Source organism: Oligosphaera ethanolica (assembly GCF_030814695.1).
In the GTDB taxonomy this organism is placed as follows: domain Bacteria; phylum Verrucomicrobiota; class Lentisphaeria; order Oligosphaerales; family Oligosphaeraceae; genus Oligosphaera; species Oligosphaera ethanolica.
Genome location: NZ_JAUSVL010000001.1, coordinates 690,745 through 715,889 on the forward strand (window position 1 = coordinate 690,745; position 25,145 = coordinate 715,889).

22 protein-coding genes are annotated in these 25,145 nt (G+C 59.3%); 8 read left to right on the forward strand and 14 right to left on the reverse strand.

Annotation, left to right across the window (positions count from 1 at the left end):
• The 4 genes from J3R75_RS02400 to J3R75_RS02415 form a co-directional block, all read right to left on the reverse strand.
• On the reverse strand, nucleotides 1–1,017 hold the full coding sequence (locus J3R75_RS02400; protein ID WP_307259720.1) for a hypothetical protein: 1,017 nt from the start codon (nucleotides 1,015–1,017) through the stop codon (nucleotides 1–3).
• Nucleotides 1,018–1,046: 29 nt separating this feature from the next.
• The gene (locus J3R75_RS02405; protein ID WP_307259721.1) at nucleotides 1,047–2,534 is read right to left on the reverse strand and encodes an FGGY-family carbohydrate kinase; all 1,488 of its coding nucleotides are present in this window, start codon (nucleotides 2,532–2,534) and stop codon (nucleotides 1,047–1,049) included.
• 53 nt (nucleotides 2,535–2,587) lie between these two features.
• Nucleotides 2,588–3,991 carry an L-fucose/L-arabinose isomerase family protein gene (locus tag J3R75_RS02410; RefSeq protein ID WP_307259722.1) on the reverse strand — a complete coding sequence of 468 codons (1,404 nt, stop codon included), beginning with the start codon at nucleotides 3,989–3,991 and terminating at the stop codon, nucleotides 2,588–2,590.
• Nucleotides 3,992–5,075: 1,084 nt separating this feature from the next.
• Nucleotides 5,076–6,008 carry a class II fructose-bisphosphate aldolase gene (locus tag J3R75_RS02415; protein WP_307259723.1) on the reverse strand — a complete coding sequence of 311 codons (933 nt, stop codon included), beginning with the start codon at nucleotides 6,006–6,008 and terminating at the stop codon, nucleotides 5,076–5,078.
• 332 nt (nucleotides 6,009–6,340) lie between these two features.
• Here J3R75_RS02415 and J3R75_RS02420 point away from each other — a divergent pair, with 332 nt between their 5' ends.
• From J3R75_RS02420 to J3R75_RS02430, 3 genes are all read left to right on the forward strand, one after another.
• The gene (locus tag J3R75_RS02420; protein ID WP_307259725.1) at nucleotides 6,341–6,559 is read left to right on the forward strand and encodes a YlcI/YnfO family protein; all 219 of its coding nucleotides are present in this window, start codon (nucleotides 6,341–6,343) and stop codon (nucleotides 6,557–6,559) included.
• Nucleotides 6,549–6,803: a type II toxin-antitoxin system RelE family toxin gene (locus J3R75_RS02425; RefSeq protein WP_307259726.1), complete on the forward strand. Its 255-nt coding sequence runs from the start codon at nucleotides 6,549–6,551 to the stop codon at nucleotides 6,801–6,803. Before J3R75_RS02420 ends, J3R75_RS02425 begins: the two co-directional genes overlap by 11 nt.
• Nucleotides 6,804–6,976: 173 nt before the next feature.
• Nucleotides 6,977–9,244 (forward strand): hypothetical protein, encoded by a 2,268-nt coding sequence (locus tag J3R75_RS02430; RefSeq protein WP_307259727.1) that lies wholly within the window; start codon nucleotides 6,977–6,979, stop codon nucleotides 9,242–9,244.
• 684 nt (nucleotides 9,245–9,928) lie between these two features.
• Here J3R75_RS02430 and J3R75_RS02435 read toward each other — a convergent pair.
• The 6 genes from J3R75_RS02435 to J3R75_RS02460 form a co-directional block, all read right to left on the reverse strand.
• On the reverse strand, nucleotides 9,929–10,057 hold the full coding sequence (locus J3R75_RS02435) for a hypothetical protein (RefSeq protein WP_307259728.1): 129 nt from the start codon (nucleotides 10,055–10,057) through the stop codon (nucleotides 9,929–9,931).
• A 729-nt stretch (nucleotides 10,058–10,786) separates the two neighbouring features.
• Nucleotides 10,787–10,915 carry a hypothetical protein gene (locus tag J3R75_RS02440; protein WP_307259728.1) on the reverse strand — a complete coding sequence of 43 codons (129 nt, stop codon included), beginning with the start codon at nucleotides 10,913–10,915 and terminating at the stop codon, nucleotides 10,787–10,789.
• Between the two features lie 162 nt (nucleotides 10,916–11,077).
• Complete coding sequence (locus tag J3R75_RS02445) at nucleotides 11,078–11,317, reverse strand: hypothetical protein (protein ID WP_307259729.1); 240 nt, start codon at nucleotides 11,315–11,317, stop codon at nucleotides 11,078–11,080.
• A 339-nt stretch (nucleotides 11,318–11,656) separates the two neighbouring features.
• Nucleotides 11,657–12,004 carry a helix-turn-helix domain-containing protein gene (locus J3R75_RS02450; RefSeq protein WP_307265474.1) on the reverse strand — a complete coding sequence of 116 codons (348 nt, stop codon included), beginning with the start codon at nucleotides 12,002–12,004 and terminating at the stop codon, nucleotides 11,657–11,659.
• Nucleotides 12,005–12,116: 112 nt separating this feature from the next.
• Nucleotides 12,117–13,391, reverse strand: a complete 1,275-nt coding sequence (locus tag J3R75_RS02455; RefSeq protein WP_307259730.1) for an ATP-binding protein — start codon at nucleotides 13,389–13,391, stop codon at nucleotides 12,117–12,119.
• A gap of 655 nt (nucleotides 13,392–14,046) precedes the next feature.
• Nucleotides 14,047–15,945, reverse strand: coding sequence for a glycoside hydrolase 5 family protein (locus J3R75_RS02460; protein WP_307259732.1), 1,899 nt, complete (start codon nucleotides 15,943–15,945; stop codon nucleotides 14,047–14,049).
• A 132-nt stretch (nucleotides 15,946–16,077) separates the two neighbouring features.
• On the opposite strand from J3R75_RS02460, the gene J3R75_RS02465 reads away from it, so the two are divergent.
• The 5 genes from J3R75_RS02465 to J3R75_RS02485 all read left to right on the forward strand — a co-directional run bounded on the left by J3R75_RS02465 (nucleotide 16,078) and on the right by J3R75_RS02485 (nucleotide 21,059).
• On the forward strand, nucleotides 16,078–16,761 hold the full coding sequence (locus tag J3R75_RS02465; protein ID WP_307259733.1) for a YceH family protein: 684 nt from the start codon (nucleotides 16,078–16,080) through the stop codon (nucleotides 16,759–16,761).
• A 97-nt stretch (nucleotides 16,762–16,858) separates the two neighbouring features.
• Nucleotides 16,859–18,040, forward strand: coding sequence for an alkaline phosphatase family protein (locus J3R75_RS02470; protein ID WP_307259734.1), 1,182 nt, complete (start codon nucleotides 16,859–16,861; stop codon nucleotides 18,038–18,040).
• A gap of 85 nt (nucleotides 18,041–18,125) precedes the next feature.
• Nucleotides 18,126–19,673 carry an oligosaccharide flippase family protein gene (locus tag J3R75_RS02475; protein WP_307259735.1) on the forward strand — a complete coding sequence of 516 codons (1,548 nt, stop codon included), beginning with the start codon at nucleotides 18,126–18,128 and terminating at the stop codon, nucleotides 19,671–19,673.
• Nucleotides 19,674–19,719: 46 nt separating this feature from the next.
• A complete protein-coding gene (locus J3R75_RS02480; protein ID WP_307259736.1) occupies nucleotides 19,720–20,058 on the forward strand; it encodes an STAS domain-containing protein in 339 nt (112 codons plus the stop codon).
• A 155-nt stretch (nucleotides 20,059–20,213) separates the two neighbouring features.
• Nucleotides 20,214–21,059 carry a glycosyltransferase family 2 protein gene (locus J3R75_RS02485; RefSeq protein ID WP_307259737.1) on the forward strand — a complete coding sequence of 282 codons (846 nt, stop codon included), beginning with the start codon at nucleotides 20,214–20,216 and terminating at the stop codon, nucleotides 21,057–21,059.
• Nucleotides 21,060–21,123: 64 nt separating this feature from the next.
• Here J3R75_RS02485 and J3R75_RS02490 read toward each other — a convergent pair whose 3' ends face one another.
• The 4 genes from J3R75_RS02490 to J3R75_RS02500 all read right to left on the reverse strand — a co-directional run bounded on the left by J3R75_RS02490 (nucleotide 21,124) and on the right by J3R75_RS02500 (nucleotide 25,063).
• Nucleotides 21,124–22,524 (reverse strand): UDP-N-acetylmuramoyl-tripeptide--D-alanyl-D-alanine ligase, encoded by a 1,401-nt coding sequence (locus tag J3R75_RS02490; protein WP_307259738.1) that lies wholly within the window; start codon nucleotides 22,522–22,524, stop codon nucleotides 21,124–21,126.
• 718 nt (nucleotides 22,525–23,242) lie between these two features.
• The gene (locus J3R75_RS19805) at nucleotides 23,243–23,560 is read right to left on the reverse strand and encodes an SUMF1/EgtB/PvdO family nonheme iron enzyme (protein ID WP_370882359.1); all 318 of its coding nucleotides are present in this window, start codon (nucleotides 23,558–23,560) and stop codon (nucleotides 23,243–23,245) included.
• A gap of 13 nt (nucleotides 23,561–23,573) precedes the next feature.
• Nucleotides 23,574–24,560 carry an RNA-directed DNA polymerase gene (locus tag J3R75_RS02495; protein ID WP_307259739.1) on the reverse strand — a complete coding sequence of 329 codons (987 nt, stop codon included), beginning with the start codon at nucleotides 24,558–24,560 and terminating at the stop codon, nucleotides 23,574–23,576.
• Nucleotides 24,557–25,063, reverse strand: a complete 507-nt coding sequence (locus J3R75_RS02500) for an HRDC domain-containing protein (RefSeq protein WP_307259740.1) — start codon at nucleotides 25,061–25,063, stop codon at nucleotides 24,557–24,559. The genes J3R75_RS02495 and J3R75_RS02500 overlap by 4 nt, the downstream gene beginning before the upstream one ends.
• Nucleotides 25,064–25,145: the final 82 nt, after the last annotated feature.

The following is a 25,145-nucleotide window of genomic DNA, read 5'->3' on the forward strand; positions in this document are numbered from 1 at the left end:
CTACTCCTTGTCCGTCAGCCGCGCGCTGTCCTTGGCGAGAACGCCCTGCCAGCCGTCGCTGCCCAACGGCGGCAGCTTCCACGGCGTGCGCTTGCGGAAGGGATTTTTGAAAGTCTTTTTGAGCACGCCCTTGGCCTCCAGGTGCGCCAGGCAAGCCCGGAAGCAGCCACGCGCGCCCTCCAGCGCCGGATTGTGCCCTTCGATGCGGCCGTATTCCATGGCCTTGTCCATGGCCGGACCGCCCGTATAGCCATGGAAATCCTCGGGCTTGTGCGTGGGCTGGAAGAAGGGATTGTAGTCAGGATTGCCGCCGCGATAAGCGATGGAGCACTTGACGATATCGAGCTTACCCCATTCAATCTTGCGGCCGGCAACGACGATGGACTCGGTCTCCGTCGCCGATATGGCCTTGCCGGAACACTCGCGCACGCAGCTCATGCAGCGATCGCAGATTTTGCCCTCGAAAAGCGGATCGGGCTCCAGCTCGGCATCTGTCAAAATGGCGACAAAGCGCTGCATGGGCCCGAACTCGGGCGTCAAAAAGACCTTGCTGTAGCCGAACTCGCCCATGCCGGCGGCGAAGGCCATGATGCGGAAGTCAGGCATGACGTCAGGAAAGGGCAGGCCCTCGCGCACCGGCCGGCTGCGCTCAGGCGTCTCCGCCTGCCGCGGAAAGCTGATGCTGGCACCGATGTACATATTGGGAATCGGCACGCCTTCGTAGCCCTCGTCCTCCAGGAAACAACACAATTCACGCATGACGCCAGGCATATAGACGTTGTTCATGTGGCCGTAGCCCATGCCCGTATAACTGGCGAAGTACGTGCCTTCCTCAATGCCGCGCATGTAGCCGCGTGGTATCCGGAAGGCCAGCACGATGGCCGCCTTGGCGTCCGGAAAAATGTAACGCGGATCCTGCTGCTTCGGCGCGCCAGCAAAGCGGTCCATCGACGCGATCCCACACAAATCCGCTCCGAGCTCCCGGGCTACGCGCTTCACTTCTGCTGCTGTGAGCATCTGCTGCTTCCTTCTGTTGGTATATCACCTCAACCAGGCAGCACCTGCCGCCGGCTGAATTCACGGACGCACGCGTACCAGTCCTGGTACTGCTTGAATTTGACATCGTAGAGGCCGGCCTGCTCGGCATCGGGCTCTACCAGCCGCTCGGGATCGAAATTCTGCTTGGCCAGCTCCTGCACTGGCCGGCCCTCGACGGCGCTCTGCGCCAGCCGCGCCCCGCCGAGGCAGCCCGCCTCGGCCACATCCAAGCACTGAATGGCCTTGTTCAACACATTGGCCTTCATTTGCACCAACGCCCGATTGCGCGAACCACCGCCAGTGGCAATCAAGCGCGTAATCGCCATGCCGGACTGCTCCAGCAAAGCCAGATTGAGCTTCATCTCCAGCGCCACGCCTTCAAGCAGGCCCTTGAGCACTTCGCCGCGCGGCGTACTCAAACGCCAGCCCCAGATGCACCCCGGCGTATGCGGGTCGAAATACGGCGTCCCCGACGGCGTGAAATACGGCAGGGCCAGCAGGCCGCTGGGCGCGGCCGGCATCTCGGCGAGAATCTCGTCGTAGCTGTGACCGAAGCCGAACTGGTCGTGGCAATACTGCAGCAGGTTGCTGCCGGTGAGGCTGTACGCCACCGACGTGTAGCAGCCCTTGATGCTGTAGTCGTAGCTGCAGAGATTGTTCCGGCAGAGCGCCTCGCTGCGCGTCAAAGCCGGCACAACCGGGCAGAGGCATTCGACCGTCCCCGCCGCGTACATGGCCGTGCCCTGCTCGATCACACCGGCGCCCAACGCGCCAATCGTCTGGTCGTGCCCCCCCGTGACAACCGCCACGCCGCGCGGCAAGCCGAGCTCGGCGGCGACCGCGTCGCTCACCGTCCCGGCGATGCTGCCGCTGGCCAATGGCCGGGCGAGTTTGTCCGGCGACAACGCCAACGCGCCTAGTATCTCCGGGCTCCAGCAATGCTTCTCGACGTCGAAAAGCATGGTGCGGCCAGCCATCGGCCAGCCCATGGCCGGGTCGACGCCCAACCGCAGTTCCAAGAGGTCCTCGTAGCACAAGAATGCGCGGGCGGACGACCACACCGCCGGCTGGTACTTCTTCAGCCACAGCAGCTTGAAGAGGCTGAACATGGGCGACGGCGTGTGCCCGGTCAGGTGGTAGAGTTGTTCGAGCCCAAAACTGGCCACAAAGGGCGCGACCAAGTCCAATGCGCGGCAGTCCGACGACACCAGGCCATTGCCCAGCATTTCACCGTGCGCGCCAACCGGCGTAAAGGCCTCGCCTTGACTAGATATGCCCAAGCCGCGCAGCGGGTCGCCGGCCGGCGCCTGCGCCGCCGCCTCGGTAATCACCGCGCAGCAGGCGTCCATCACCTCGCTGGACGACAACTCGGCCCAGCCGGGCCGCGGCGTCTGTACAGCGTAGGCACGGCGCGCCGAACTAAGCTGCCGGCCCGCGTCGGAAAAGACCACGGCTTTGCAGCCGCTGGTACCAATATCCACGCCCATGTAACTCATGGTGGCGGTCCTCCTGTCAGTATGCGAAAATGGTCAGCGCCGCGCGTGCGGCATCACAGCTCGGTAATGTCGTAGTTGAGATAGCGCGTGAAGGCCTCCCGCAAGGCCACGGCGACCCGCCCCGGCGCCACACTGACGTGATGCCGATAGCCTGCGTAGGCCATCTTGTAGAGTTTCTGCTGCAGATCGGGAATGTGCGCCACGCCCGCGCAGCCGAAGAATTCCTCCGGAATGGGATCGTTGGTGAACTCGCCCTCGCCGAGGTAGAAGCGCAACTTGCCGTCCTGGGTGGTCGCGCTGGCGAAGGAGAAAGGCATGGGGCTGATACGGCCGACATTGCAGCCGTAACTGCAGCCGGCGCCGAGGCTCTTCACGAACATCGGGTGGTCAATGACTTTGCCCTTGGCGGTCATCAACGACTGCGGCACCGGCCCGCAGTGGAAGAGTATGCACTTGTCGTCGTCGTCGCCGTAGTTGTTGTTCCAGTCCAAGCAGGTGGGAGTCTTCTCAGTGGCCAGGTTCAACGCCCGCATCGCCACGGCGTTGCAGACGTCCAGCTCGCAGGCCGCTGGGAAGCCGCGGTCATTCAATTCACTCAGCAACACGCAGGGCGCAACGCCCAGCGATTTCTCCAACTCAAGCCAGCAACGCAGGCCCAGGGCGTCCAAGCCATTCTCGGCAATGATCTCATCCAAAACCACACTCAGTCGAACCATCGCAGAAAAATTCTTTGCGGGCACGCCGGAGAAGTCCGTGTAGGCCTTGAGGCGCTTGGCTTTTGCCTTGCACGCCGCCGTGGTGTCTTTCATGTTGTTGACGCGGAGGACAACTTCAGCCAGGTCGTTGGTCTCAGTAGTGATGCCGTACTTCTGCAGGGTCAATTCGTCAAAACGGACAGTTTTGAAAGGGCTGGTCCGCGCGCCAATGGCGCCGACGGTAAAGCGCTTCATGCCATTGACCACCCGGCATACCGCCGCAAAATCGCCGATCTGCTCGTCGAATTTCTTTGCTGACGGGTGCAGGGTCTGCGGCGGAAAGACCGTATAAGGCAGGCCATACTGGTAGAAGACGTCCATGACCGAGAACTTGCCGCAGAAGGCGTCCCGGCGGGACTCGAAGCCCATCTTGTCAAAGGTGTCCGGATAGGCCTGGATGTAAATGGGCACACCGCAGTCCCGCAGGGCGGCAATAGCACCATTTTCGTCGCCGAAATTGGGCAGGCTGAGGATGACACCCTGGAACTTGCCACGGTTCTCCTCCAGGAATTTGGCATAGACGCGGCCTTCTTCTGACGTCTCAATAGCGCCATTACGGGTGGCCGCGGCGTCGAGCATCAGCACGCCGTAACCCAGCTTGCGCAACTTCGCCGATATCTCTTTACGAGCCGATGCAATCAAACTCTCGGGAAAGAAGCCGCGATTGCCGAAGTACAACGCAAAGGTCATTTTTTCTGCCATGTCCGTCCTCACTTTCGTGTGTTGATGTGACTTCGACTCTGTATCTAAACCCAACGCTCTTCACTTAACGATTCGTTAATGTGCGAAGTTTTGTGATGAAACCTGTAGTTGCCAATCGGTGATTCCTGGTGCAAATATGATCTAACCTCTTCTTTTGCATAAAGAACTTTTACAATAACCTGCTTGTCAAACATTTGTGCATGAATTTGCCCCGTAGGGGCACTACCATGCTTAACCCCAGGCTTCAGCCTGGGGTAAGGTATCCTATCGAAATTAGTGCCTCGTAGAGGCACAACAGTTACGAAGTCGTGGTTAAAAATTGTTTGTAATCGTTTTCAGATTGTGTTTGTCAGGCATCCAGTAGTGCCCCTACGGGGCACGATTGGCAGGAGAGCATTTTTCCCCAGGCTAAAGCCTGGGGTTAAGCATGGTTAAGCGCCTACGGCGCAGACAAAGGATCCAGAACCACTGTGTCAAGTCTCTCTTTCTATCACAAGATTTCGCACATTACCAACGATTCGCCTGGTGCTTCTATGCTTCAACAATAAATACCTATTATCGGCGCAGCATTCCATCGCCGCGAAGCGGCAGAAACGCTGAAAGCGCGCGCCGCCCTGGGTACAACGGCGACTATGTCCAACGCTCTTCACTTAACGATTCGCCTGGTACTTCTATGCTTCAACAATAAATACCTAGTTATCGGCGCTGCATTTCATCGCCGCGAAGCGGCAGAAGCGCTGAAAGCGCGACACATACCAGCCCACGGCAAGCGCGCTGAAAGCGCGCGCCGCCCTGGGTACAGCGCCTATTGCGCTCGTGTTCCTCGGCCTCTTTGGCCCCAGTCGGCGAAGCTGACTGGGGCCAAAGGGGCAATGGAACTCACTTTTCTTGCTTGCCATGTCGCACCCCTCCAGGGTGCCATTTTGAGAAGGAACCCCAGGCTGGTATGCCTAACGCTTTCAGCGTGCTTATTGGTGTCAGCCCCTATGTTTTTGAATGATTTCACACTGGGCCGAAGATGGATAGGGAGGGGGCGCGGGGGAGGGGAAGGCGCGAGCGCCTTCCCCTCCCCCGCAAAACCTACCTATTCACCTTGGCCGAGGTCGGTGCCGAGGAGTTTCGGGGCCGACCCTTCGATATGCAACTCATCGCGGATGATGGTGAGCATTGCGTCATAGACCGCCTGTTGTGCAGCGGCAGTATCGCCGCCCTGCGCCAGCGTCCGCTCGTATGGCTGTCGGATAGCCGTCGCCACATTGATCTTGGCGATGCCGCGCTTGATGGCCTGCTGGACATACTCCGCGGCGATGCCGGTGCCGCCATGCAGCACCAGCGGTATTCCCGTGGCCTTCTGCAGCAGCGCCAGATGATCTATATCCAGCCGCGCGCGCGGCTTCTCCTTCTGCTTGCCGGCCGCTGAAATCGCCCCGTGGATATTGCCGATAGCCACCGACAGCCAATCCGCGCCGGACTCGGCAACAAAGCGCCGCGCCTCATCGGCGTCAGTAAAGCCCTTTTTGCTGGCAAAGAGCTCCTCGTATGGCGGCAACGGCCCGGCCTCGTGACCCATGACGGCGCCCAGTTCGGCTTCCACCGGCACGCCGTAGTCCTTGGCCAGCGCCGCGACCTTCGCCGTGCAGGCGATATTCTCCGCCAGCGGCAGCCGCGAACCATCGACCATCACCGACTCATAGCCCAGCGCCATCGCCTCACTGATCACGGCGGCATAATCAACCCGCAGATTGTCCTCGTCAATCACCGGCACGTGATCCAGATGCAGCCGGGTATGCCCAAGGTCCTTGACCTTCTCGTACTCATCGCGTATCGCCCGCAGACTCCCGGAGGAAAATTTGATCCATTCCAGCCTGGCGACCATCACCAGCCCAAAACTGTCGCAGTCCCGCAGTGCCTGCACCACCGGCGCCATCATCGGCAGGTAGGGTATGTTGAAACCAGGCACTGCCAGGCCCTGACGCCAGGCGTTCTTCACAATCGCATCCGTCCGTAAAGTCGACATCCACAACTCCTTACTCGCTCATTAGCAACCAGCCAACACCACGCGCCAGCTCCGACGCCCCTTGCGCGCTAACAACATCAGAAACGAAAGTGTAATCCAATATTGGCTATTTTCACCACCCATAGCCACTTTTTAGCCAGGACCGATGACAGGACCGCGGTAACGCCTTACACATGCAAAGCTGAAGCACCCCAATGCGCCTCTTCTTCGCATGAGTGAGGGAATACCAGGCGGAAAAATCTCCCACACAAGGCGACTTGAACGAACCAGACATCCAATTACATTGTCTTACAAGCTATTACAATCGTTTACAAAAAAGAGGAGTATTAACCATGAGTGTTGCCATATCCGTAAGACTTCCCGACGAGCTTGCCAAAGCGCTTGCCGACGTTTCGCTTGCCTCGGAGCGTTCCAAATCGTTTGTGTTGCAGAAGGCCCTTGAGGCCTACCTGGAAGAGCAGGCCGACTTGCAGATTTCCCTTGATCGGTTGAAAGATCCCACCGATGCCGTCATTTCACTGGAAGCGATGAGGTCCGAGCTTGGCCTATAGGATCACATTCAAGGCATCCGTATCACGGGATCTCAAGAAGCTCAGTAAGGACGAAGCTGACCGCATCCTGCTGGGCATTGCCGTCGATTTACCAGGGATGGCAGATAGATTGCCGGAACTCAAAGGCAAGTTTGCCGGCCTGCGAAAATACCGAATCGGCGACTACCGAGTGATCTTCGTCATCATCGGCGACGCCATACTGATAACGCGCATCGGACATCGGCGAGAAATCAACAAACACTGAGAAAGTGTACGGAATGCACCCGCCGGTTCCACCCCTGGCGCGCTGCCGGGCGAAGAAAGTGCCCGGTGGTAGCTAGTAAGTACAGAGTGACGGTTGTAACTTCCCCCATTTACGCACACGGCGTCCTCTGGCGCCACTATCACCACCAATCCAGGAAACACGAGGCGAAACCGATGCAAGAATGTCCGCTGATTCCGATGGGCGCCATTACCGGCAAGCCGAGCAAGGCCATATTGACCGAGACGCTGGAGGCCTATCGCGCACAGGGCATAACCCAGTTTCTGATCTATCCGCGTTCGGGCTGCGAACTGGAGTACCTGAGCGACGACTGGTTCGGCGTCTGCGAACATATCATCACCGAAGCCACGCGCCTGGGCTTCACTTCGCTCTGGCTTTATGACGAGTACAACTGGCCCAGCGGCACCTGCAACAAACAAATACCACAACTGCATCCCGAATTCGCCGCGCAGCAGCTGTGCGCCTATCCAGAAAATGGCGACATCAAGACCGTCGTCCGCAAAAACCCGCGCATGACTGATCTTATGAATCCAGACGCTGTCGACTGTTTTATTGCCATGACCCACGATCAATACGCCCGCCGTTTCAACAAGTACATGGGGACACTGATCAAGGGCTTTTTCACCGACGAACCCGACATCGCCTTCTTTTCCTACGACCACAAGGAAGATATTCTACGCATGCCCTTCTATTCCGGACTGCCGGAAGACTACCAGCGCGAAACCGGCAGCGATCTCTTCGCCGATATCCGCACCGGCCTGAACAACCACAGCAGCTTCTATCAGCCCGTCTGTAATCGCCTCTGCGCCGAAAAGTTCCGGGCGAACTTCGCAGAAAGAATCTCCGCCTGGTGCGCCCGCCACAACCTGGTTCTCACCGGCCACCTGATGAACGAATATTCATCCAACCTGGCCTTGCGCTGCAACGGCCATCCTCTGCGCGTGCTCAGCGCGTTCTCACAACCCGGCATGGACGAAATTTTCACCCAGCGCAGCGTCGCCACCATCGAATGGCTGACCCTCGGTACAGTCATGTACGCTGTCGAACAGCGCGGCAACCACGGCGGTCTGGCGGAATTATTCGCACTGGGCCCTTGCGATCTGACACCAGCACAAATCCGCCGGCAGCTCTGGCTAACGGCACTGTTCGGCATCAACCGCTATGTCATGGCCGTGGCCCATCTGGACAGTCGCGGCAGCGCCGAAAGAAAAGCATATTTCCATCCCTTCACCCGCACGCAGCCGTGGTTCCTCGCGTATGACGCACTGGGCGCCGAGGCAACACGAGCGGCCGCCTACGCCACCAAGAGCCGCAAACACCGCATTGGCGTGCGCTATCCCTACGCGCCCGCGCCACTCACCGACCTTCTCAAACACCTCACCGCACTCCAGTACGACTGGACGCTGCTACTGCCGGACGAAACGACCGACTGCGACGCCGTTATCCGCTGCCAGGACGGGGGCATTTACGAAGAACGGACGCAACGGGCCTTCTTCGATATCGGTTGCCTGGAACACGACCTGCTCGCGACCATGCCGCTGCGTTCGGCATGGATCAGCGACGCGGATGGCCAACTCGCCGACGAACTGTTCATCCGCTGCTTCCAAGACGGCAGCGTGGTCGTGCTCGATTTTTCCGGCCGGGACCGCCAACTCCGCCTCAACCGCGCCGGCATGCAGACCGTCTTTTGCCTCCCCGCCGAAGGCGTGATCTGCTTCCCCGGCTGGGCCGTCACCCTGGGCCACCCCAATACCCTGCGTGCCGATTTCGTGGACGGTCAATTCGCCTTCGACCTCCTCGCGCCCTGCCCGGACCTGCATATCGCTCTGCGCCATTGCGCCGACCTACCCGAAGTGCTGCTCGACGGCGCGCCACTGCCAGCGACGCAGCCCTGCACCGGTCTGCCACAGGGCTTCAATGAAATCTACCTGGCCAGCGAAACCCTGGCACTCGCCGCCGGGCCGCATATGCTGGAGCTGAAAAATGTCTGCGACGACCTGCCCTATCTGCCGCTGGCATGGCTAGTCGGGACGTTTGCCCGCGAATCCCAGAACCGCCTCGCACCCTATCAAAACGACGGTCTGGGCCTGGCTGGCTACGCCGGCGCCATCACTCAGCGCGCCAAGATGCTAATTCCAACCGACACCCTACGCCTGAACGTCGATCCCCAGGGTATGGCCACCGAACTGCGCATCAATGGCCAGTCGCTCGGCAAACGGCTCTGGCCCCCCTTCACCTGGATTTTACCCAGCGATACCCCCGGCACCAGCGCCGACATCGAAATCATCCGCTACAGCTCCTGCGGGCAAATCTTCGGCCAAAAAGCATTCACCAGCGACGACCATGCCCACCCCTGGCTGAAAGCCTACGCGCCCAACAACGCCACCGCCCCAAAGCCCTTCTGCGAAGTGCACCTGCTGTAAGTCAGCACGGCATGCCATAATCTGCATGTCAACAACGAGCACCTACACTCCGCCAGTGACGCCACCCGTTGGTTGCGGCAATGGCCGACGCCAGCACCACGCCAGCCAACCAGCAGGCGTCACCCAGAGGCTCTGGCGTCCTGCCGTGACTCGCCCCAGCAATGCCGTGCGTCAATTAACTGCATCGCTGAGAAAACGTAATCGGTCAGTAACCACCCCGGTGAATTCCCTGCCGGGGTGGTTACTCCTATGAAACCGATGCTCTGCATTTTACGGTATCCATGGCACTTGTTGTTTCAACCAAGCAGCCTTTTCTCGTCGTGCATTTCCGCCGCGAAGCGGCAGAAGCGCTGAAAGCGCGGCCTAAGATAGCCCAGGGCAAGCGGCGCCGAAGGCGCGCGCCGCCCTGGGTAGCGCGCCATATTGGTCCGTGTTCCTCAGCCTCTTTGGCTTCAGTCGGCGAAGCTGACTGGAGCCAAAGAGGCAATGGAACTCATTGATTGCTGCAGCAATTTTGCGCTGTGACCCTTCGTCGCAGGTCTTTTAGGCCGCCCCTTCAGGGCTCTATTGGGATGGGGCACCTTACCCAGGGCGACGCGCCCTGCGGGCGCTTGCCCTGGGCTATCTTAGGGCGCACCTTCGGTGCTCAAAACCTCGGCGAATGATCACGCGAACGGTCACCAATCAACTCATCGCCAACCATTGCCAGTACACCACGTGAAGAGCATTAATCCTATGAAACCCGTTGCCGTATAGGTCGGCGGAAATCAAGGTCGAATGGTTGGGCGGCGGCGGGCCGTGGGTTTCCTGCAAATTGTCCCCGGTGTTATCCCCACCAAGATAGTTACTTACCGATTACGTCTCGCGGCCGTGGAGTGGGCGTCTCGCCCACTCCGACAAGACGGCTCATTAAACCGTCCTCGTCATCCACGCCGACCGTACCCGGCCCGTCTCCGCCGCCCGCACGAGCCGCTGCTACTCTGGGCCCGCTATGAATTCGCAGCCGTAAAGGTCGGCGGAAATCAAGGTCGAATAGCTGGGCGGCGGCGGGCCGTGGGTTTCCTGCAAATTGTCCCCGGTGAATTCCCTGCCGGGGTGGTTACTCCTATGAAACCGATGCTCTGCATTTTACGGTATCCATGGCACTTGTTGTTTCAACCAAGCAGCCTTTTCTCGTCGTGCATTTCCGCCGCGAAGCGGCAGAAGCGCTGAAAGCGCGGCCTAAGATAGCCCAGGGCAAGCGGCGCCGAAGGCGCGCGCCGCCCTGGGTAGCGCGCCATATTGGTCCGTGTTCCTCAGCCTCTTTGGCTTCAGTCGGCGAAGCTGACTGGAGCCAAAGAGGCAATGGAACTCATTGATTGCTGCAGCAATTTTGCGCTGTGACCCTTCGTCGCAGGTCTTTTAGGCCGCCCCTTCAGGGCTCTATTGGGATGGGGCACCTTACCCAGGGCGACGCGCCCTGCGGGCGCTTGCCCTGGGCTATCTTAGGGCGCACCTTCGGTGCTCAAAACCTCGGCGAATGATCACGCGAACGGTCACCAATCAACTCATCGCCAACCATTGCCAGTACACCACGTGAAGAGCATTAATCCTATGAAACCCGTTGCCGTATAGGTCGGCGGAAATCAAGGTCGAATGGTTGGGCGGCGGCGGGCCGTGGGTTTCCTGCAAATTGTCCCCGGTGTTATCCCCACCAAGATAGTTACTTACCGATTACGTCTCGCGGCCGTGGAGTGGGCGTCTCGCCCACTCCGACAAGACGGCTCATTAAACCGTCCTCGTCATCCACGCCGACCGTACCCGGCCCGTCTCCGCCGCCCGCACGAGCCGCTGCTACTCTGGGCCCGCTATGAATTCGCAGCCGTAAAGGTCGGCGGAAATCAAGGTCGAATAGCTGGGCGGCGGCGGGCCGTGGGTTTCCTGCAAATTGTCCCCGGTGAATTCCCTGCCGGGGTGGTTACTCCTATGAAACACGCTGCCGCAAAGGTCGGCGGAAATCAAGGTCGGATGGCTGGGCGGCGACTGGCCGTGGGTTTCCTGCAAATTGTCCCAGCGAAGCGCCGGGGTGTACACTGACCGATTACAGAAAACGTAAAACCCTATATTCTGCAAAGTTGGCTATGCAAAAACATAGCATATGTTGTATACCACATTGCCACGGCTCAAGCACGGCCGCAGGGCAATTACCCGCATGCGACACCCAGGCGCTGCCCCCGAGAGTCCACAACAGCCGACCGACTGCGGAGCCTTTGCGGCATTCCCTGCCAGCCCAAATTTCAGGTTCAACCGCCGATCTATTGAAAAAAAGAGCTCCATTGCCAGAAATTCTCAATAGAACAATTGCAGAGTGTCTTTAGGAGTCGTGCGATTTCTTATACTGAACCAAGAGAGCGTATGAGGGTATTGAAGGGATCAAGGGAAGAATTTTTCTGGTGCTTCACCCAGGGCCTTGGCGAATTTACTAGCCGCTTTCATGGTCAGCTTGCGCTTGCCGGTTTCATACTCGCTGATCATCACCTGCGCAATACCGGAACGCTCAGCCAAGTCATTCTGGGTTAGGTCATGTTTCAAGCGAAACCCCATCAGCAGTGAGCCGGGAGTGACCGCCGTCCGCCAATAGCATGACTCTTGGACCTTGACAACGCTATCATCGTCCTCATCCGTGGAAAGAATCTCCACGTTGAATCCCTTCTGGAGACAATCCAGTATTTCTGCAGCCCCATCGCCATGAATGGATATCTCAGTACGGGGCGTTTTCACGACTGCCAACAGAGTACACATCGATGATTACACTGCCCCACCGTTGTCTCCCTCGCGTAATTAGTACGATTATCTCATTGCCTCATATGCCCCCCAAAAGACAGCTCAAAAGTCAATTCTTCAAGGCAGTCAAGGGCACGACAAATACGCCATCTGGCCTTTGGTAGGCGGCGTTGGTCAAGCCACAAACAACCGCCAGAACCGATGCTGGCGCACCGCCTGATTTTTCTATACTCGCGTTGACCGACAACAGCTGGTTGGCAGCACTGTCAATTTGATTTGCCCCAAGTTTGATCTCGAAAGCGCACCAGCTTTTATCAGGCAATTCAATTACGGCGTCGATTTCGTTGTTCTTGTAATCCTGATAATGATAGAGTTCGCCGCCAAAGGAATTTGCGTACACCCGCAAATCACGCTCAGCCAGCGCCTCAAACAGGAAACCATACGTTTCCAGATCATTGATCAGGCCCTCGGGGTTAAGTCTCAGCAGGGCACAAGTCAATGACGGATCGGCCAAATGGCGTTTTTCTGCTTGCTTGATGCGAATGGACGACCTGGTTGCAGGCGAAAAAGGCAGCTGGTTATCCAACAGGAACAGCCTGCGAAACGTTTCCAGATAGGCTGCAATGGTGTCATCATCAATATCTTCCGCATCAATTGCCCTGATGTCGTTCTTCAAAACCTTGTTCGTGGCCGTAGTGCTTTCGTTGCGCGCCAGCGATTTCAGCAACAAGGTCATCTTCTGAACATTTTTCTTACTGCCATCCAGTCGCGCGATGTCATTTTCCAGAATTGCCGCGAGGTACTCTTTCGCCAATAGCCCGGCGTTCGCAACTGGTACAGACAAATTACCCGGCCAACCACCGCGAACGATATGCTCTGCCAATGATCGTAATTCCACCTCGCCAGTCAAGGCGGGAGTCATTCGGCCTCGACATAACTCCGCCAACGATACCACGCCTGATGAAAGGCCCGCTTCAAAAAGACTCATCGGCCGCATCCGCAGCCGTCCAATACGACCGGCGCCACTATGCAAGACTCCCTTCTGGTTGGGAGTGGCAGAGCCAGTCAATATGAATTGACCTTTGGCGTTGCGCTTATCAACCTCAGCACGGACGGCATCCCATAACAGCGGGACCTCCTGCCACTCATCCAGCAGGCGCGGCACAACACCATCCAGAACCAAAGCAGGTGATAGTTCCGCTAGCCGCTTGTTCTGAAAATTGCCATCTGGACTGCCAAGCAGAAATTCACTCTGGCTGTGCTGGCGCGACGTCCAAGTCTTGCCACACCACTTGGCGCCTTCAATCACAACCGCGCCAAACGCAGTCAGATAGTCGGCAACGGCGACGTCGAGCAATCGGGGTAGATAAGTGTCTTTCTTCATGGCAGTACCTCGCAACTTATTGATCAATCGCAAAGTAAGATACTGCGGGGCAGCTCCTCATACAAGAAAATTCGGTCAGATTTCAGATTTTCATTCGGTCAGATTTCAGATTTCCATTCGGTCAGATTTCAGATTTCCATTCGGTCAGATTTCAGATTTCCATTCGGTCAGATTTCAGATTTCCATTCGGTCAGATTTCAGATTTTCATTTGGTTGGATTCTTCCAGGACATTCCACTGGCTGCCTGGCCCATGCGTGTAATGCTCTTTATGATACGGTTCTGCAGGGCTTTCAGCTTCCGCAACAAGCACAATGTACATTTCTACACCGGCGCAATTTCATCGCCGCAAAGCGGCAAGCACCACCAGGGAAAATACCATGCGAATGCGTGGCGGGCATTCCATCGCCGCGAAGCGACAGAAGCGCTGAAAGCGCGAAACATACCAGCCCACGGCAAGCGCGCTGAAGGCGCGAGCCGCCCTGGGTTAAGCGCCATTTTTGTTCTTGTTCCTCGGCCTCTTTGGTCCCAGTCGGCGTCGCCGACTGGGACCAAAGAGGCACTGGAACCTACTTTTCCTGCTTGCTATGTCGCGCCCACCGCATGCTTTTGGCCGCCCTTTTAGGGCTCCATATGTAGTGTGCCGTGCTCCCAGCGTCAGCGAGTGGCGTTGAGTTCCAGCAGGATGGCACTATGCGCGGCGATGCGTTCGGGCATGGCACCGGCGAGTGTCCAGCCGGGAGCGATGCTCAGCGGCGGCGGTACTTCTTCCGTGTGATTATTGACGGCGACGACCCAGAGATGCTGATCGCCGTCGGGGTGTTCCGTCAGAGTGACCAGCGGGTGGTTCGACCGGACTGCACGTTGCGCCAGCACGCGCCCAGCAAAGGCCTGGTAGAGCTCAAACCACGGCGCCTCACCCGGACGATGGAAGGCGCCCGCCCGGCCGGCCAGGTAACGCTCCAAAGGCAAGGTCAGCAGATAGACTTCACCCAGGCCAAAGGCGTGGCGAATATACACCGGATTGCCGTCGGCTTCCGTTGCCAGTATTTCGGCGTCATCGCAGAGCAATGCCAGGCGGAAAGGCGCGTCGATGGCGTACTGCACCCCGCCACGGGTGAATTGCGCCGGCCCACGGCGCGCCTCGCGATAGTCCACGCTGGCGCCGAAGACCTCCTCGAAGGGACTCAGCGCGCCGTCGTCCATGGACAGATACAGCGTCGCACCAGCCCGCACCCGTTCCAGCAGCGCCTGCATTTCGTGATTGCGCGACCAGTTGGCGCCGCAAATGCCCGGAACCACATAAAGTGCGCTGTCGACCAGGGGTTCGTCCACATACTGGAAACGCATATCGAAGCCGGCCTGCTTAGCCAGCATAAAAGCGCTCCAGCCATTTTCCATGAAGCGGTTGAAATTCATGTCGCGGCTAATGATGCACACGGCGTCCTGCCGGCAGGGCGGCAGAGGCGACACCGGCAGCGCGCTGACAAAATCGCCGAAAGCGCGGATTTCCTCCCCGACGGGCTTGAGCTGGAAGTCAGGCGTGTAGAGTCCGAGCTGCCGTTCCCAACTGCTCCAGTCGTAAGGCGGGTGTTTGAGTTGCGACTGGTCAAACGCGCACCACCAGACAAAATAGTCCGACCCGTGCGCCCAGGCGTTGAGCATGGCGTTGCGGGCAAAGGCCGCCTTGGTCTTTTCATTGCAATAACTCGGCGCAAAAGTGCCGATCTCCTCCACAAAGGCCGGCCGATGACCGAAATCGCGATAGAAGCACGTCTCGACCGTCGCCTGAAAGACCGCCCGGATCGACGTGTGCGCGTCCACCCGCGCCGGCAGCTTCGACGGCGAATGCGGATAGGGATGGGACGTCAGCAGGTCGCAGAGCTCGCCCTGCGTCTCAATCGCCCAATTTGCCCCGGCGGCGAATTCGGCGTCGGCAGCCGGCAGCAAGCCATGCATGCCCGATGCCACCGGCCGGCTGCTGTCCTCCGCGCGAATAGCGGCGGTGATGGCGTTGGTCCAGTTCCAGGCCTGCTCGGCGCTGCTCACCGGCCCCATGCAATTGCATTCGTTGCCCAATTCCCACATGCGTATCGCCGGCAAATCCCGCCATGCCCGCACCAAGCATCGCACCATGCGCACCTGCCATTTGATTGCCAGCGGGTCGGTGAGTGGATTAAGCCCCGCAAAGGCCGGCGGCATGTACAGCTCGCCGCTCATCCAGCCTGTGACCAACCCAACGATCAAGCCCATGCCGTGCTCCGCCGCAATCTCCGCCAGCGTGCGGAAGCGCGCCAACTGCACCTCGTCCACGCCAGCCTGGCCACTGGCCGTAGCCGGCAAAGGCTCGCCATGCAGGCGCAACTCAATCTTTTGCCCGCCAAAGCCGCGCAGGAGTTCCAACGGCTGGAATTCCGGCCAGCGCGGAAAAACCCGCACGACCTGCATCCCGGCGGCGGCCATCAGTGCGAAGTCCTGGCGCACCACGTCCTCCCGCCAATCCGCCCACATCTTCACACCCGCATGGGACGCCCAGTAGTTACAGCCGACCTGCATTGCCGCCTCCGTCCTTGTTTATTCTGACATCCTAGCAGTTCTCACCTTGTCAATAATTGGCAAAATCACCAATCAGGAACATATTCCTAGTTTGCCTTATAACCAAGTACCGTTCCAGGAGAAAATACTGCCATGGATTGCCTGCTGACCGACATCGAGGCCCGTATCCTCGGTTGCCTGATCGAAAAACAAGTCACTACGCCCGATAGCTACCCGCTGACCCTCAACAGCCTGATGCTGGCCTGCAACCAGAAATCCAACCGCGACCCCGTTGTCGACTATGACGATGTCACCGTGGTCAAGGGCCTTGACGGCCTGCGAGACAAAAAGCTCGCCATGATGATCGGCATGGACGGAGCTCGCGTCCCCAAATACGAGCACAACTGCGACTACACGCTGCCCATGCCGGCCGAGGAGCTCGCCCTGCTCGCCGTGCTCATGCTGCGCGGCCCCCAAACCGCCGGCGAACTGAAGACCCGCACCGAACGCTACCACGCCTTCGCCAGCGTCGAAGAAGTCGAAGCCATCCTCAGCCGCATGGCCGATCAACCCACGCCGCTGATCGTCAAACTGCCCCGACAGCCCGGCAAGCGCGAGGGACGCTTCGCACACCTCCTCTGCGGTGAACCCGTCGTGCCCGAAACGCCCAGCGCACAGCCCCAACCCGAAGCGGCGCGCCTCGAACTTGAAGCCAACAATACTCGTATGGACCTCATGGCCGACCAAATCAGCCAGCTGCAGGAAAAAATCGCCGCAATCCAGGAACAACTTACCGAACAATATTCCATCATCGAAAAGTTGCGCGAACTGCTCTGAAGTGCCGCCAGCCACGACACGAGCTGTTGCAGCAGCGAACACAAGCAGATATATTGGCCCCTAACATACGCTGGCTTCCGAAAAAAAGATGGATCACATGGATACGCCTCTGGAGCTTTTCATTTTCATCGACGCACTAGGCTGGCGTATTGCGCAGCACCATCATTTTCTCGAAGACCTGATGCCCTACCGGCAGCCCGTCACCATGCAGTTCGGCTACTCCTGCACTGCCCTGCCTACCATCCTCAGTGGCAAAAAACCCGTCGATCACGGCCACCTCAGCTTCTTCTACCTCGATCCGGCAAATTCGCCCTTCAAGGCCTTCCGCTTTCTCAAGCACGTGCTGAAGCCCGCGTCACTATGGGACCGCGGCCGAGTCCGCCACCAACTCTCCAAGATCTTTCGCGCCGCCTACGGCTATACCGGCTATTTCCAGCTCTACGCCGTGCCCTTCGACCGCCTACCCTACTTCGACTACTGCGAAAAAAAGAACATTTTCGGCCCCGAGGGCCTCGCGCCCGTGCCAAACCTCTTCGACCTTCTCCTGCGCTCAGGCCTGCAATTCCACATCACCGACTGGCAGCTGCCCGAAGCGCAAAACTTCGCCCTTGCCGGCGATGCCGCCGCACGCAAGGACATGAACTTCATCTTCCTCTACACGGCGTCGCTCGACGCGCACCTGCACAACCACGTCGGCGACGACAAGGCCATCCAGCAAAAACTCGATTTCTTCGACTTCAATATCCGCAAGCTCATCCAAGTCGCCAAGAGCCACCATCCGCGCTGCCATGTCACCGTGATATCCGACCACGGCATGACGCCACTGCGGGGCGTCTTTGATGCCAAAGCCCAGATTGCCGCCACACCGCTGCTCTTCGGCAAGGACTACACAGCCTGCTATGACGCCACCATGGCCCGCTTCTGGTTCCATCGTCCCGGCGCTGAAGAAAAAATCCGCCAGGCCATGGCCAAGGCCCCCGGTCATTGGCTCAATGACGACGAAAAATGCCGCTACGGCATCGACTTCCCCGACCACAAGTACGGCGATGCCATTCACCTGCTTGACCCCGGCTGGCAAATCGCACCCTCTGACATGGGCGTCAAGCCCCTCAATGGCATGCACGGTTATACTCCCGACGACGAGCTGTCCAACGCTAGCCTCCTCTCCGATACACCGTTTGACGACTGCCCCGTGCAGGAAGTGGCTGATCTCTTCACGCTGATGAAGAAACGCATTCAGGACATGCGCCTGGACGCCCTGGAGCACATCACCCTCTAGAGACCCGCAGCGCCGTCCGCACGTCAAGCCCCCGGGCACCACGTGCCAACAACCCTGACGAACGCCGCGACCAGCCCAGGCAGCCATGAAACACAATGCCCATATTCTCAAAAACACCCTGACCAACTACCTTCTCGTCGGCCTGCGCATCGTGCAAGGCGTCCTAGTCACCCGCTGGCTGTTCAACTCCCTCGGCAAAGAATACTACGGTTTCTGGTCACTGATCTGGATGATTCTGGTCTATGCGCTGCTGCTGGACTTCGGCTTCAGCAAGGCCGCCCAGAAATACACCGCCACCGGCCTGTTCAAAAGCAACCCCGATACCTACAATCGCTACCTGACGGCGGTCTTCTCACTACTCACGCTGATGGCCACCGCCATCGTCGCCGGCAGCTTCATCGCCAGCCACTTCCTGGCTGCGCTCACCCGCATCGACTCGCCAGAGCAACTCGCCTACTGCCAGCTCACACTGCGCGTCTTCGGCATCGGCTGTGCACTGGTTTTCCCCACCGGCATCTTCCCCGAAATACTCGTCGGCCTGCAAAAAATCTACCTGCGCAACTACGTCCTCATTGGCACGCGCATTGCTGAGACCATCGGCATCGCTGTCATCCTGGCCATGGGAGGCTCGCTGCTGGGCCTGGCCATCTTCTCCGTAACCCTTAATTTGAGTACCAATCTGGTGATGTACGCGCTCTGCCGGCGGGAAATACCCCACCTGCGTCTGCGCTTCCGCTGGGACCCGACAACGCTCAAAGAGCTCGCCAACTTCAGCGGCTTCATCTACCTCATCTCCATCAGCCGCCTCGTTCTCCTCAAAACCGACCACATCGTCCTCAGCGCCTTCGCCGGCCTCAACGCCGTTGGCGTCTACCAGCTCGGCAGCCGCCTGCCCGAACTCTGCGGCAATCTTGCCACTCAGTACCAGGAAAACATCGCGCCAATCAGCGCAGCCCTCCACGCCGACAATCAACAGCAGAGCCTGCGCGACGTTATCTTCTTCGCCATGCGTTTTAGCAGTTTCATGGCCGTAGGCGGCATCGCCCTGGCCTATATCGTCTGCCAAGACCTTATCGCCCTCCTCTTCAATGTCCACGACGCCGATGTCATCACTGCTTGCCGCTGGTTGCTCCTCAACGCCACTTTCACCATCGCCGTCCGCAGCGTTTCCGATAAATTTCTCATGATGTCCGGCCGCCACCGCCTCCTGACCGGCATCTATTTTTCCGAAGCCGCAGCCAATCTGCTCATCAGCCTGCTGCTGGTCCGCCGCTACGGCGTCACCGGCGTTATCATCGGTACACTTATTCCCAACGCCATCATCGCCATTCTCGTTCTGGTGCCTTATATTATGACCTTTACACATAGATCGCCCTTGGCTTTTTTGGACAAGGTGTATTTGCGACCAGTGCTGGCTGCGGCGCTGATGACCCTGGCAGTCATCGGTACTAGGCACGGCTTGGCAGGTACCATGCCACAGCTGCTACAGCTGAGCGTCACCATAGCAGTAGGCGCCTTGGTTTACTGCGCGGTCTCTTTGGGCATCAATCCCGACGACTGGCAGGCTTTGCATAGGGTTTTTCGTCATAAACTGAAGAAACAGGGGCAATCAGACACGACTGCCGGACATTGAACCACCGCCCAGAAACGCGGTCCGCAACAGGGAAGGAACGACGACGATGGAGATTACCCAGAATAACCAGAATGGCGTGCAAGTCATTGAAGTCAAAGGCCGCCTCACCGCCGACTGCGCGGAAACCTACAAGCAGACGCTGACGGACGTCGTCGCCCAAAACAATCGCCTGGTCATCGACCTCGCCCAACTGGAATATATTGACAGTACCGGCCTGGGCGCCATGGTCTATATCCTTCAACAGACGCTCGATAACGGCGGCGAGCTCAAACTAGCGCGCCTACAGGGCAAATCACGCATCGTCTTCGATATCACCAAGGCCTACAAAATCTTCGATATTTTCGACACCGTCGAAGAGGCCGCCGCCGCCATCAAGAACAAATAAGTACCGGGGCCACCCCTCGACCCGAATGCGCCAAGGGCACCATTCTGCCTGCCCCACTTTCCACCCCGTGGAAAACCACCCCCATTCGCGCCGCGGCCCCGACAGCATGTCGTCGCCGCGGCGCTGTGGTATTCAGCCACGACAGACACCGCACCATGTCCGCCATATCAATTATCATCCGCGCCCACAATGACGCTGTCTACCTCCCGCAGGTCTTGGCCGGTCTCCGTCGCCAGACCCGCAGGGACTTCGAGCTCATCGCCTGCGACGACCGCTCCAGCGACTGCTCGGCCGATCTCCTGCGCAGCTGGCCGGGCGTCGTCGTGCTCCCGCCCGAACAGAACGGCTACGTCCCCGGCAAAGTCCTTAACCGCGCTGTCCGCGCCGCCCACGGCGATATCGTCGTCTTCAACAATGCCGATGCGGTCATCCAGGACGAACGCTGGCTCGAAGAACTTGTCGCCCCCCTGGCCGACGATCACGTCGCGGCGGTCTATGCCCGACAGTTGCCCCGGCCAGACGCCTGGCCGATGGTCCAACGCGATCACGAACAAGCCTTTGGCGACAACCCGCAAGGACCCGGCTGGCGCCATTTCTTTTCGCTGGCCAGCTCCGCCGTCCGCCGCGATCTGCTGCTGGCAACGCCGTTCAGCGAATCCCTGCAGTACTCCGAAGACGTCGACTGGACCTGGCGCATGCGCAAACAAGGCTGGCTCATCCGCTACGCCCCCAGCGCCCGCGTCGAACACTCACACAACTACCCGCCAGCGGCACTACGCAAACGCTTCTACAACGAGGGTCTCGCTGACGCCGCCATCTTCGGCGACAAGCCGCAGCCCCTCCGCGCCTGCCTGCAGGCCGCCACTGACAGCGCCCGCGACCTCAAATACTGCGTCGCCAACCACCTCTGGACCGGCCTCCTCATGGCCGCACCCTACCGCTGGCGACAAAAACTCGCCCACGACCGCGGCCTCAGAGACTACCGCCCAAAACAGCAGTAGCCCAGAAGTCAGGCGAAATATCACCGCCTTGCCCCAAACCTGACAACACTTCGCCCACCGGGGTTCACTCGCCGTCGGGGAGGAATTTCTCCAGGTGTATGCCGTGTGAGGCCTTGAGGAACACCCAGCTGCCTTTGGGGAAGTGGCCGGCGAGGGCCGCCTTGGCCATGGCCGTATCGGGATAATGCTCCAGGCCCAGCGTGGCGGCGGCGGCGGCCATGTGCGGTCCGACGGTGATCACACGGGCGTCAGGCATCTTCTCGCGCACCCAGCGGAGCAGATCGCGATGCGCGGCTTCGCAATGGTCGCCCAATTCCAGCATGTCGCCAAGGAGGAGAATGCGCGTGGTCACCTGCCGGCTGATTTCGGCGAACCAAGTGATGCTGGCGCGCATGCTGTCCGGCCCGGCGTTATAGGCGTCATTGACCCAGTGAATGCCCTGGCGCTCGCATTCGGCCATGCGGTTGTCCGGCAGTACACACTGCTGTAGGCCGCGGGCGACTTCCGCCAGGCTCAGGCCGTAAATCATACCGACGGCGGCCGCGCCGGCGGCGTTGCGGGCCTGGTGCTCGCCGCCGATTTGCCAGGTCAATTCGACGCGTTCGCCGTTGTCTCGTCGCGTCAGCGCCAGCCCGTAACCGCCCTTGCGCTGGCCGAGATACTCGCAGCGCATATCGGCTTCAGCTGCGGCACCGAAGGTAATGATGCGGCGTGGCGCGGCATGCGCGCGCAGGATGTCGATGCCCTCGGCTTCCACGGGAATGATCGCCACGCCGTCCAGCGCGCTCATGGCCAGCAAATCGCCTTTTTCCTCGGCGACGCCACGCAGGTCCCGGAAGAATTCCAGGTGTGCAGCGCCGATGCTGCAGATCAGTCCGTGCTGGGGCATGGCCATCTTGGCCAACGTGACAATCTCGCCCGGGTGGTTGCTGCCCATCTCGATGACTGCGGCGGCCGTTTCACGGGTGATCCGCAGCAGATTGCGCGGCACCCCGAAGTGATTGTTGGTGTTGGCGATGGTCTTGAGAACCCGCCCCGGCCAGCGCTGCGCCAACACCGCCGCGCAAAGCTCTTTCGTGCTGGTCTTGCCGCAGCTGCCCGTAATACCCAACACTGGCAACGCAGAAAATTTCAGGCGATGCGCGCGCGCCAGGGCCTGGAAGGCCGCCAGGCCGTCTGCAACCCGCAGACAGCCGCAGCCGGCGGCCTCTGCGGCCGACCGCTCTTCGGCCGTCAGATCACGCTGCACACACAGCGCGGCCGCGCCGGCCTGCACGGCTGGCAAGATATAGCGATGGCCGTCGGTTAATTCGCCAGCTATCGCCACAAATAACGCGCCGGGACGCAACTCGCGGCTGTTGTCCTGGACGGCATTCACGCCCGTCCGCAACGACGACGGCGGCAAGAGCCACGTGCCCTCGGTGATCCTGGCAAGATCCTGCCACGAAAAAAATAAATCGCTCATTGACTAATCTCCACTGGCGATGTGAAAACAACCCGTGCCGCCGAGCTTGAGACGGCCTGTGCCTCTGCGGCGGCGAAAAAACGCATATTGCCTCAAGAATACTCCCGGCTTGGCGGCGGACAAAAACCATAAAGACTCAAGAATACTCCCGGTGCGGACACTTTGCAACGCTATACACCGGCAATTCCCGCTGGGACGGCGGCGCTCCCAGGACTATTGCCGCCGGGACGGCGGCGCGCCCAGGATGATTGCCGCCAATACTGGCGCGACGCATTGGACACCCAAGCTTCTCCCCCCCCAAATAATAATCTGCGTCAATCTGCGGCATTTGCGGATAGAAAGCACCCCGGCCGCGACACACGCGCTGCGACTGGACGATAGACCATGCCGCTTGCCGAATAGCCGTAAGCGGTCAGCCATTGATAACGGATGCTAGGCATGCCGCCGACGTCAACCCCAGGTATGCAAGTGAGTTCCATTGCCCCTTTTGGCCCCAGTCAGCTTCGCCGACTGGGGCCAAAGGGGCCGAGGAACACGAACATAGTCGCCGTTGCACCCAGGGCGGCGCACGCTTTCAGCGTGCCTGCCCTGGACTGGTATGTTTCGCGCTTTCAGCGCTTCTGCCGCTTCGCGGCGACTGAAATGTTGACCAGTGGCAAGGCATGACATCAAAGAGCGTTTGCCCTGCAAAGTGTATACGTAATTTGTGAACGGCACCTTACCTATTTCCGCGAGAGAAAAGTTGTCCGGCCACGTTGATCCCGCAATACGGGACTACTTGCCGCCGGACAGCGGTTGGATTTCGTCTCCATAGTGATGGAGCACGGGCTGAGCGGATGGGACGGTTCATGTCCTTGCCGTGAATCGTGCTCACGAGGCGGAAGCCCAGATTGTTGTTCCGGTTCGACGGCCAGTTCCTGTTGCGGTTCGCCGAACGGCAGTTGTTCGCGTTGTTGTTCCAGCTGCCGCCCCGGTTGACGCGATTGGACCCGCCGGCAGCGCCTCGACTCCGCCAGCCCAAAATGAAAATTGTCAATTAATGCCTTCGTCTATCTGCCGATGCCTGGGCGCACGCCCAGAAAAACCGCGTCAGCACAAACAGCCCGCACATAATCAACCATTTTTGCCTCGCTGATCACCCCCTCCGTAAACTGCTGCTCACGGTGCCGCGCCTGACGCTCCATGCGGTGGTATCTGCGCTGTTTAAATCGCAATATGCCGGGAAACACCCGGAGACCGAGGTATGGAATCCCCTCTGAACACGGTGCAAACAGCCGGGCCTCGGCCTTGATCGACAGCGCCCTCTCTCTTGTAAGCCACTCGGTGAGAGCATCGCAATACCCCCAAAGTGCAGCTTTGTTGTCAGCGAACAGCAACATGTCATCCATATAGCGGATAAAACCCGGTACGCCCCTGTCATCCAGGATGAAATGATCCGCTCCATCCAGATAGAAGTTGGCAAACCACTGACTGGTCAAGTTGCCGATGGGCAGCCCTTTGCCGGAGTTCTGTCCAGGAAAAGGGTGACAGACAATACGGGTGAGCAGGTCGAGCAGCTTTTGTTCTCGGAAGAGCCGGCCGAGCAGGCCCAGAAGAATCCCGTGGTCCACGCTGTCGAAGAAGCGCTTCACGTCCAGTTTGCAGAAGTATCCGAACCGACGCGCAAACTCGAGCGCCCGCAACACCGCACGATGGGTTCCCTTGCCCTCCCGGCAGGCGAACGAGTCGTAGATGAACCGCCGTTCGATCACCGGCCCGATCACGCTGCAGACCGCATGCTGCACCACCCGGTCACGGAACGGCGCGCAGCTGATCCGTCGAGGCTTGGGGTCCATGACACGGAACTGGTCGTAGCCAGAGGGCTCATAGCCGCCGCTACGCAGATCGTATTCGAGGGCAGACAACTCGCTGCCCGCATTCGCCACGAAACGCGTCACCCCCGGACGGTCCATCTTGCCGCGAGCGGCACGATCCATGGCTGACAGGAGGTTCTCCCGCGCGCAAACCTGATCGAAAAGACCGCCGACCGATTTCATCGCCCTTCGTCTCCTTCTTCAGGTGTTTTCCCAGCCGCCGCAGACGGTTCCGGCTGCAGATCGTCGGGGATCAACTTGAGGATATCCTGACCATACTTTTGACAGGTCCCCTCGCCAATCCCCTCAATCTCTTTAAGCGCGGCCAAGCTATGCGGCAGGCGGCGGCAGATTTCTGCTATCTGCACATTGCGCATGATCACGTAGCTGGGAACGCCATCCTGCTTTGCGCGTTCATTCCGCCATTGCCGCAGGTCCCGGTAGAGCTTCTGAAGGTGTTCCGACAGGGCCGTGCCGGGATCGTTCTCCGGCCGGAACTTCGTCTCCGGCTTCGTATTGTCGCCGTTCAGGAGTAAAACCAGGGCCAAATGCGGCACATTCCCATGCATGAAAAAGTGGTCGCGCACCTCAAGCACGTCGCACCCCGAGACAACCTTGGCAAGATCATCCTCGGGAAATCCCTGCAAGCCTTCGCTATAACGGAGGGTGATGACACGTGTTTTCACGGCCTATGTCTCCTGAAACAGAAATCCGAAAAATTGAATCGACCAGGGGCTGCGCCCCTGGACCCCAACGCCGCTTGCAGCG

Coding starts and splice junctions, on each gene's coding strand:
- J3R75_RS02400 (WP_307259720.1), bottom strand. CDS start 1,017: ATGCTCACAGCAGCAGAAGTGAAGCGCGTAGCCCGGGAGCTCGGAGCG.
- J3R75_RS02405 (WP_307259721.1), bottom strand. CDS start 2,534: ATGAGTTACATGGGCGTGGATATTGGTACCAGCGGCTGCAAAGCCGTG.
- J3R75_RS02410 (WP_307259722.1), bottom strand. CDS start 3,991: ATGGCAGAAAAAATGACCTTTGCGTTGTACTTCGGCAATCGCGGCTTC.
- J3R75_RS02415 (WP_307259723.1), bottom strand. CDS start 6,008: ATGTCGACTTTACGGACGGATGCGATTGTGAAGAACGCCTGGCGTCAG.
- J3R75_RS02420 (WP_307259725.1), top strand. CDS start 6,341: ATGAGTGTTGCCATATCCGTAAGACTTCCCGACGAGCTTGCCAAAGCG.
- J3R75_RS02430 (WP_307259727.1), top strand. CDS start 6,977: ATGCAAGAATGTCCGCTGATTCCGATGGGCGCCATTACCGGCAAGCCG.
- J3R75_RS02455 (WP_307259730.1), bottom strand. CDS start 13,391: ATGAAGAAAGACACTTATCTACCCCGATTGCTCGACGTCGCCGTTGCC.
- J3R75_RS02460 (WP_307259732.1), bottom strand. CDS start 15,945: ATGCAGGTCGGCTGTAACTACTGGGCGTCCCATGCGGGTGTGAAGATG.
- J3R75_RS02465 (WP_307259733.1), top strand. CDS start 16,078: ATGGATTGCCTGCTGACCGACATCGAGGCCCGTATCCTCGGTTGCCTG.
- J3R75_RS02470 (WP_307259734.1), top strand. CDS start 16,859: ATGGATACGCCTCTGGAGCTTTTCATTTTCATCGACGCACTAGGCTGG.
- J3R75_RS02475 (WP_307259735.1), top strand. CDS start 18,126: ATGAAACACAATGCCCATATTCTCAAAAACACCCTGACCAACTACCTT.
- J3R75_RS02480 (WP_307259736.1), top strand. CDS start 19,720: ATGGAGATTACCCAGAATAACCAGAATGGCGTGCAAGTCATTGAAGTC.
- J3R75_RS02485 (WP_307259737.1), top strand. CDS start 20,214: ATGTCCGCCATATCAATTATCATCCGCGCCCACAATGACGCTGTCTAC.
- J3R75_RS02490 (WP_307259738.1), bottom strand. CDS start 22,524: ATGAGCGATTTATTTTTTTCGTGGCAGGATCTTGCCAGGATCACCGAG.
- J3R75_RS02495 (WP_307259739.1), bottom strand. CDS start 24,560: ATGAAATCGGTCGGCGGTCTTTTCGATCAGGTTTGCGCGCGGGAGAAC.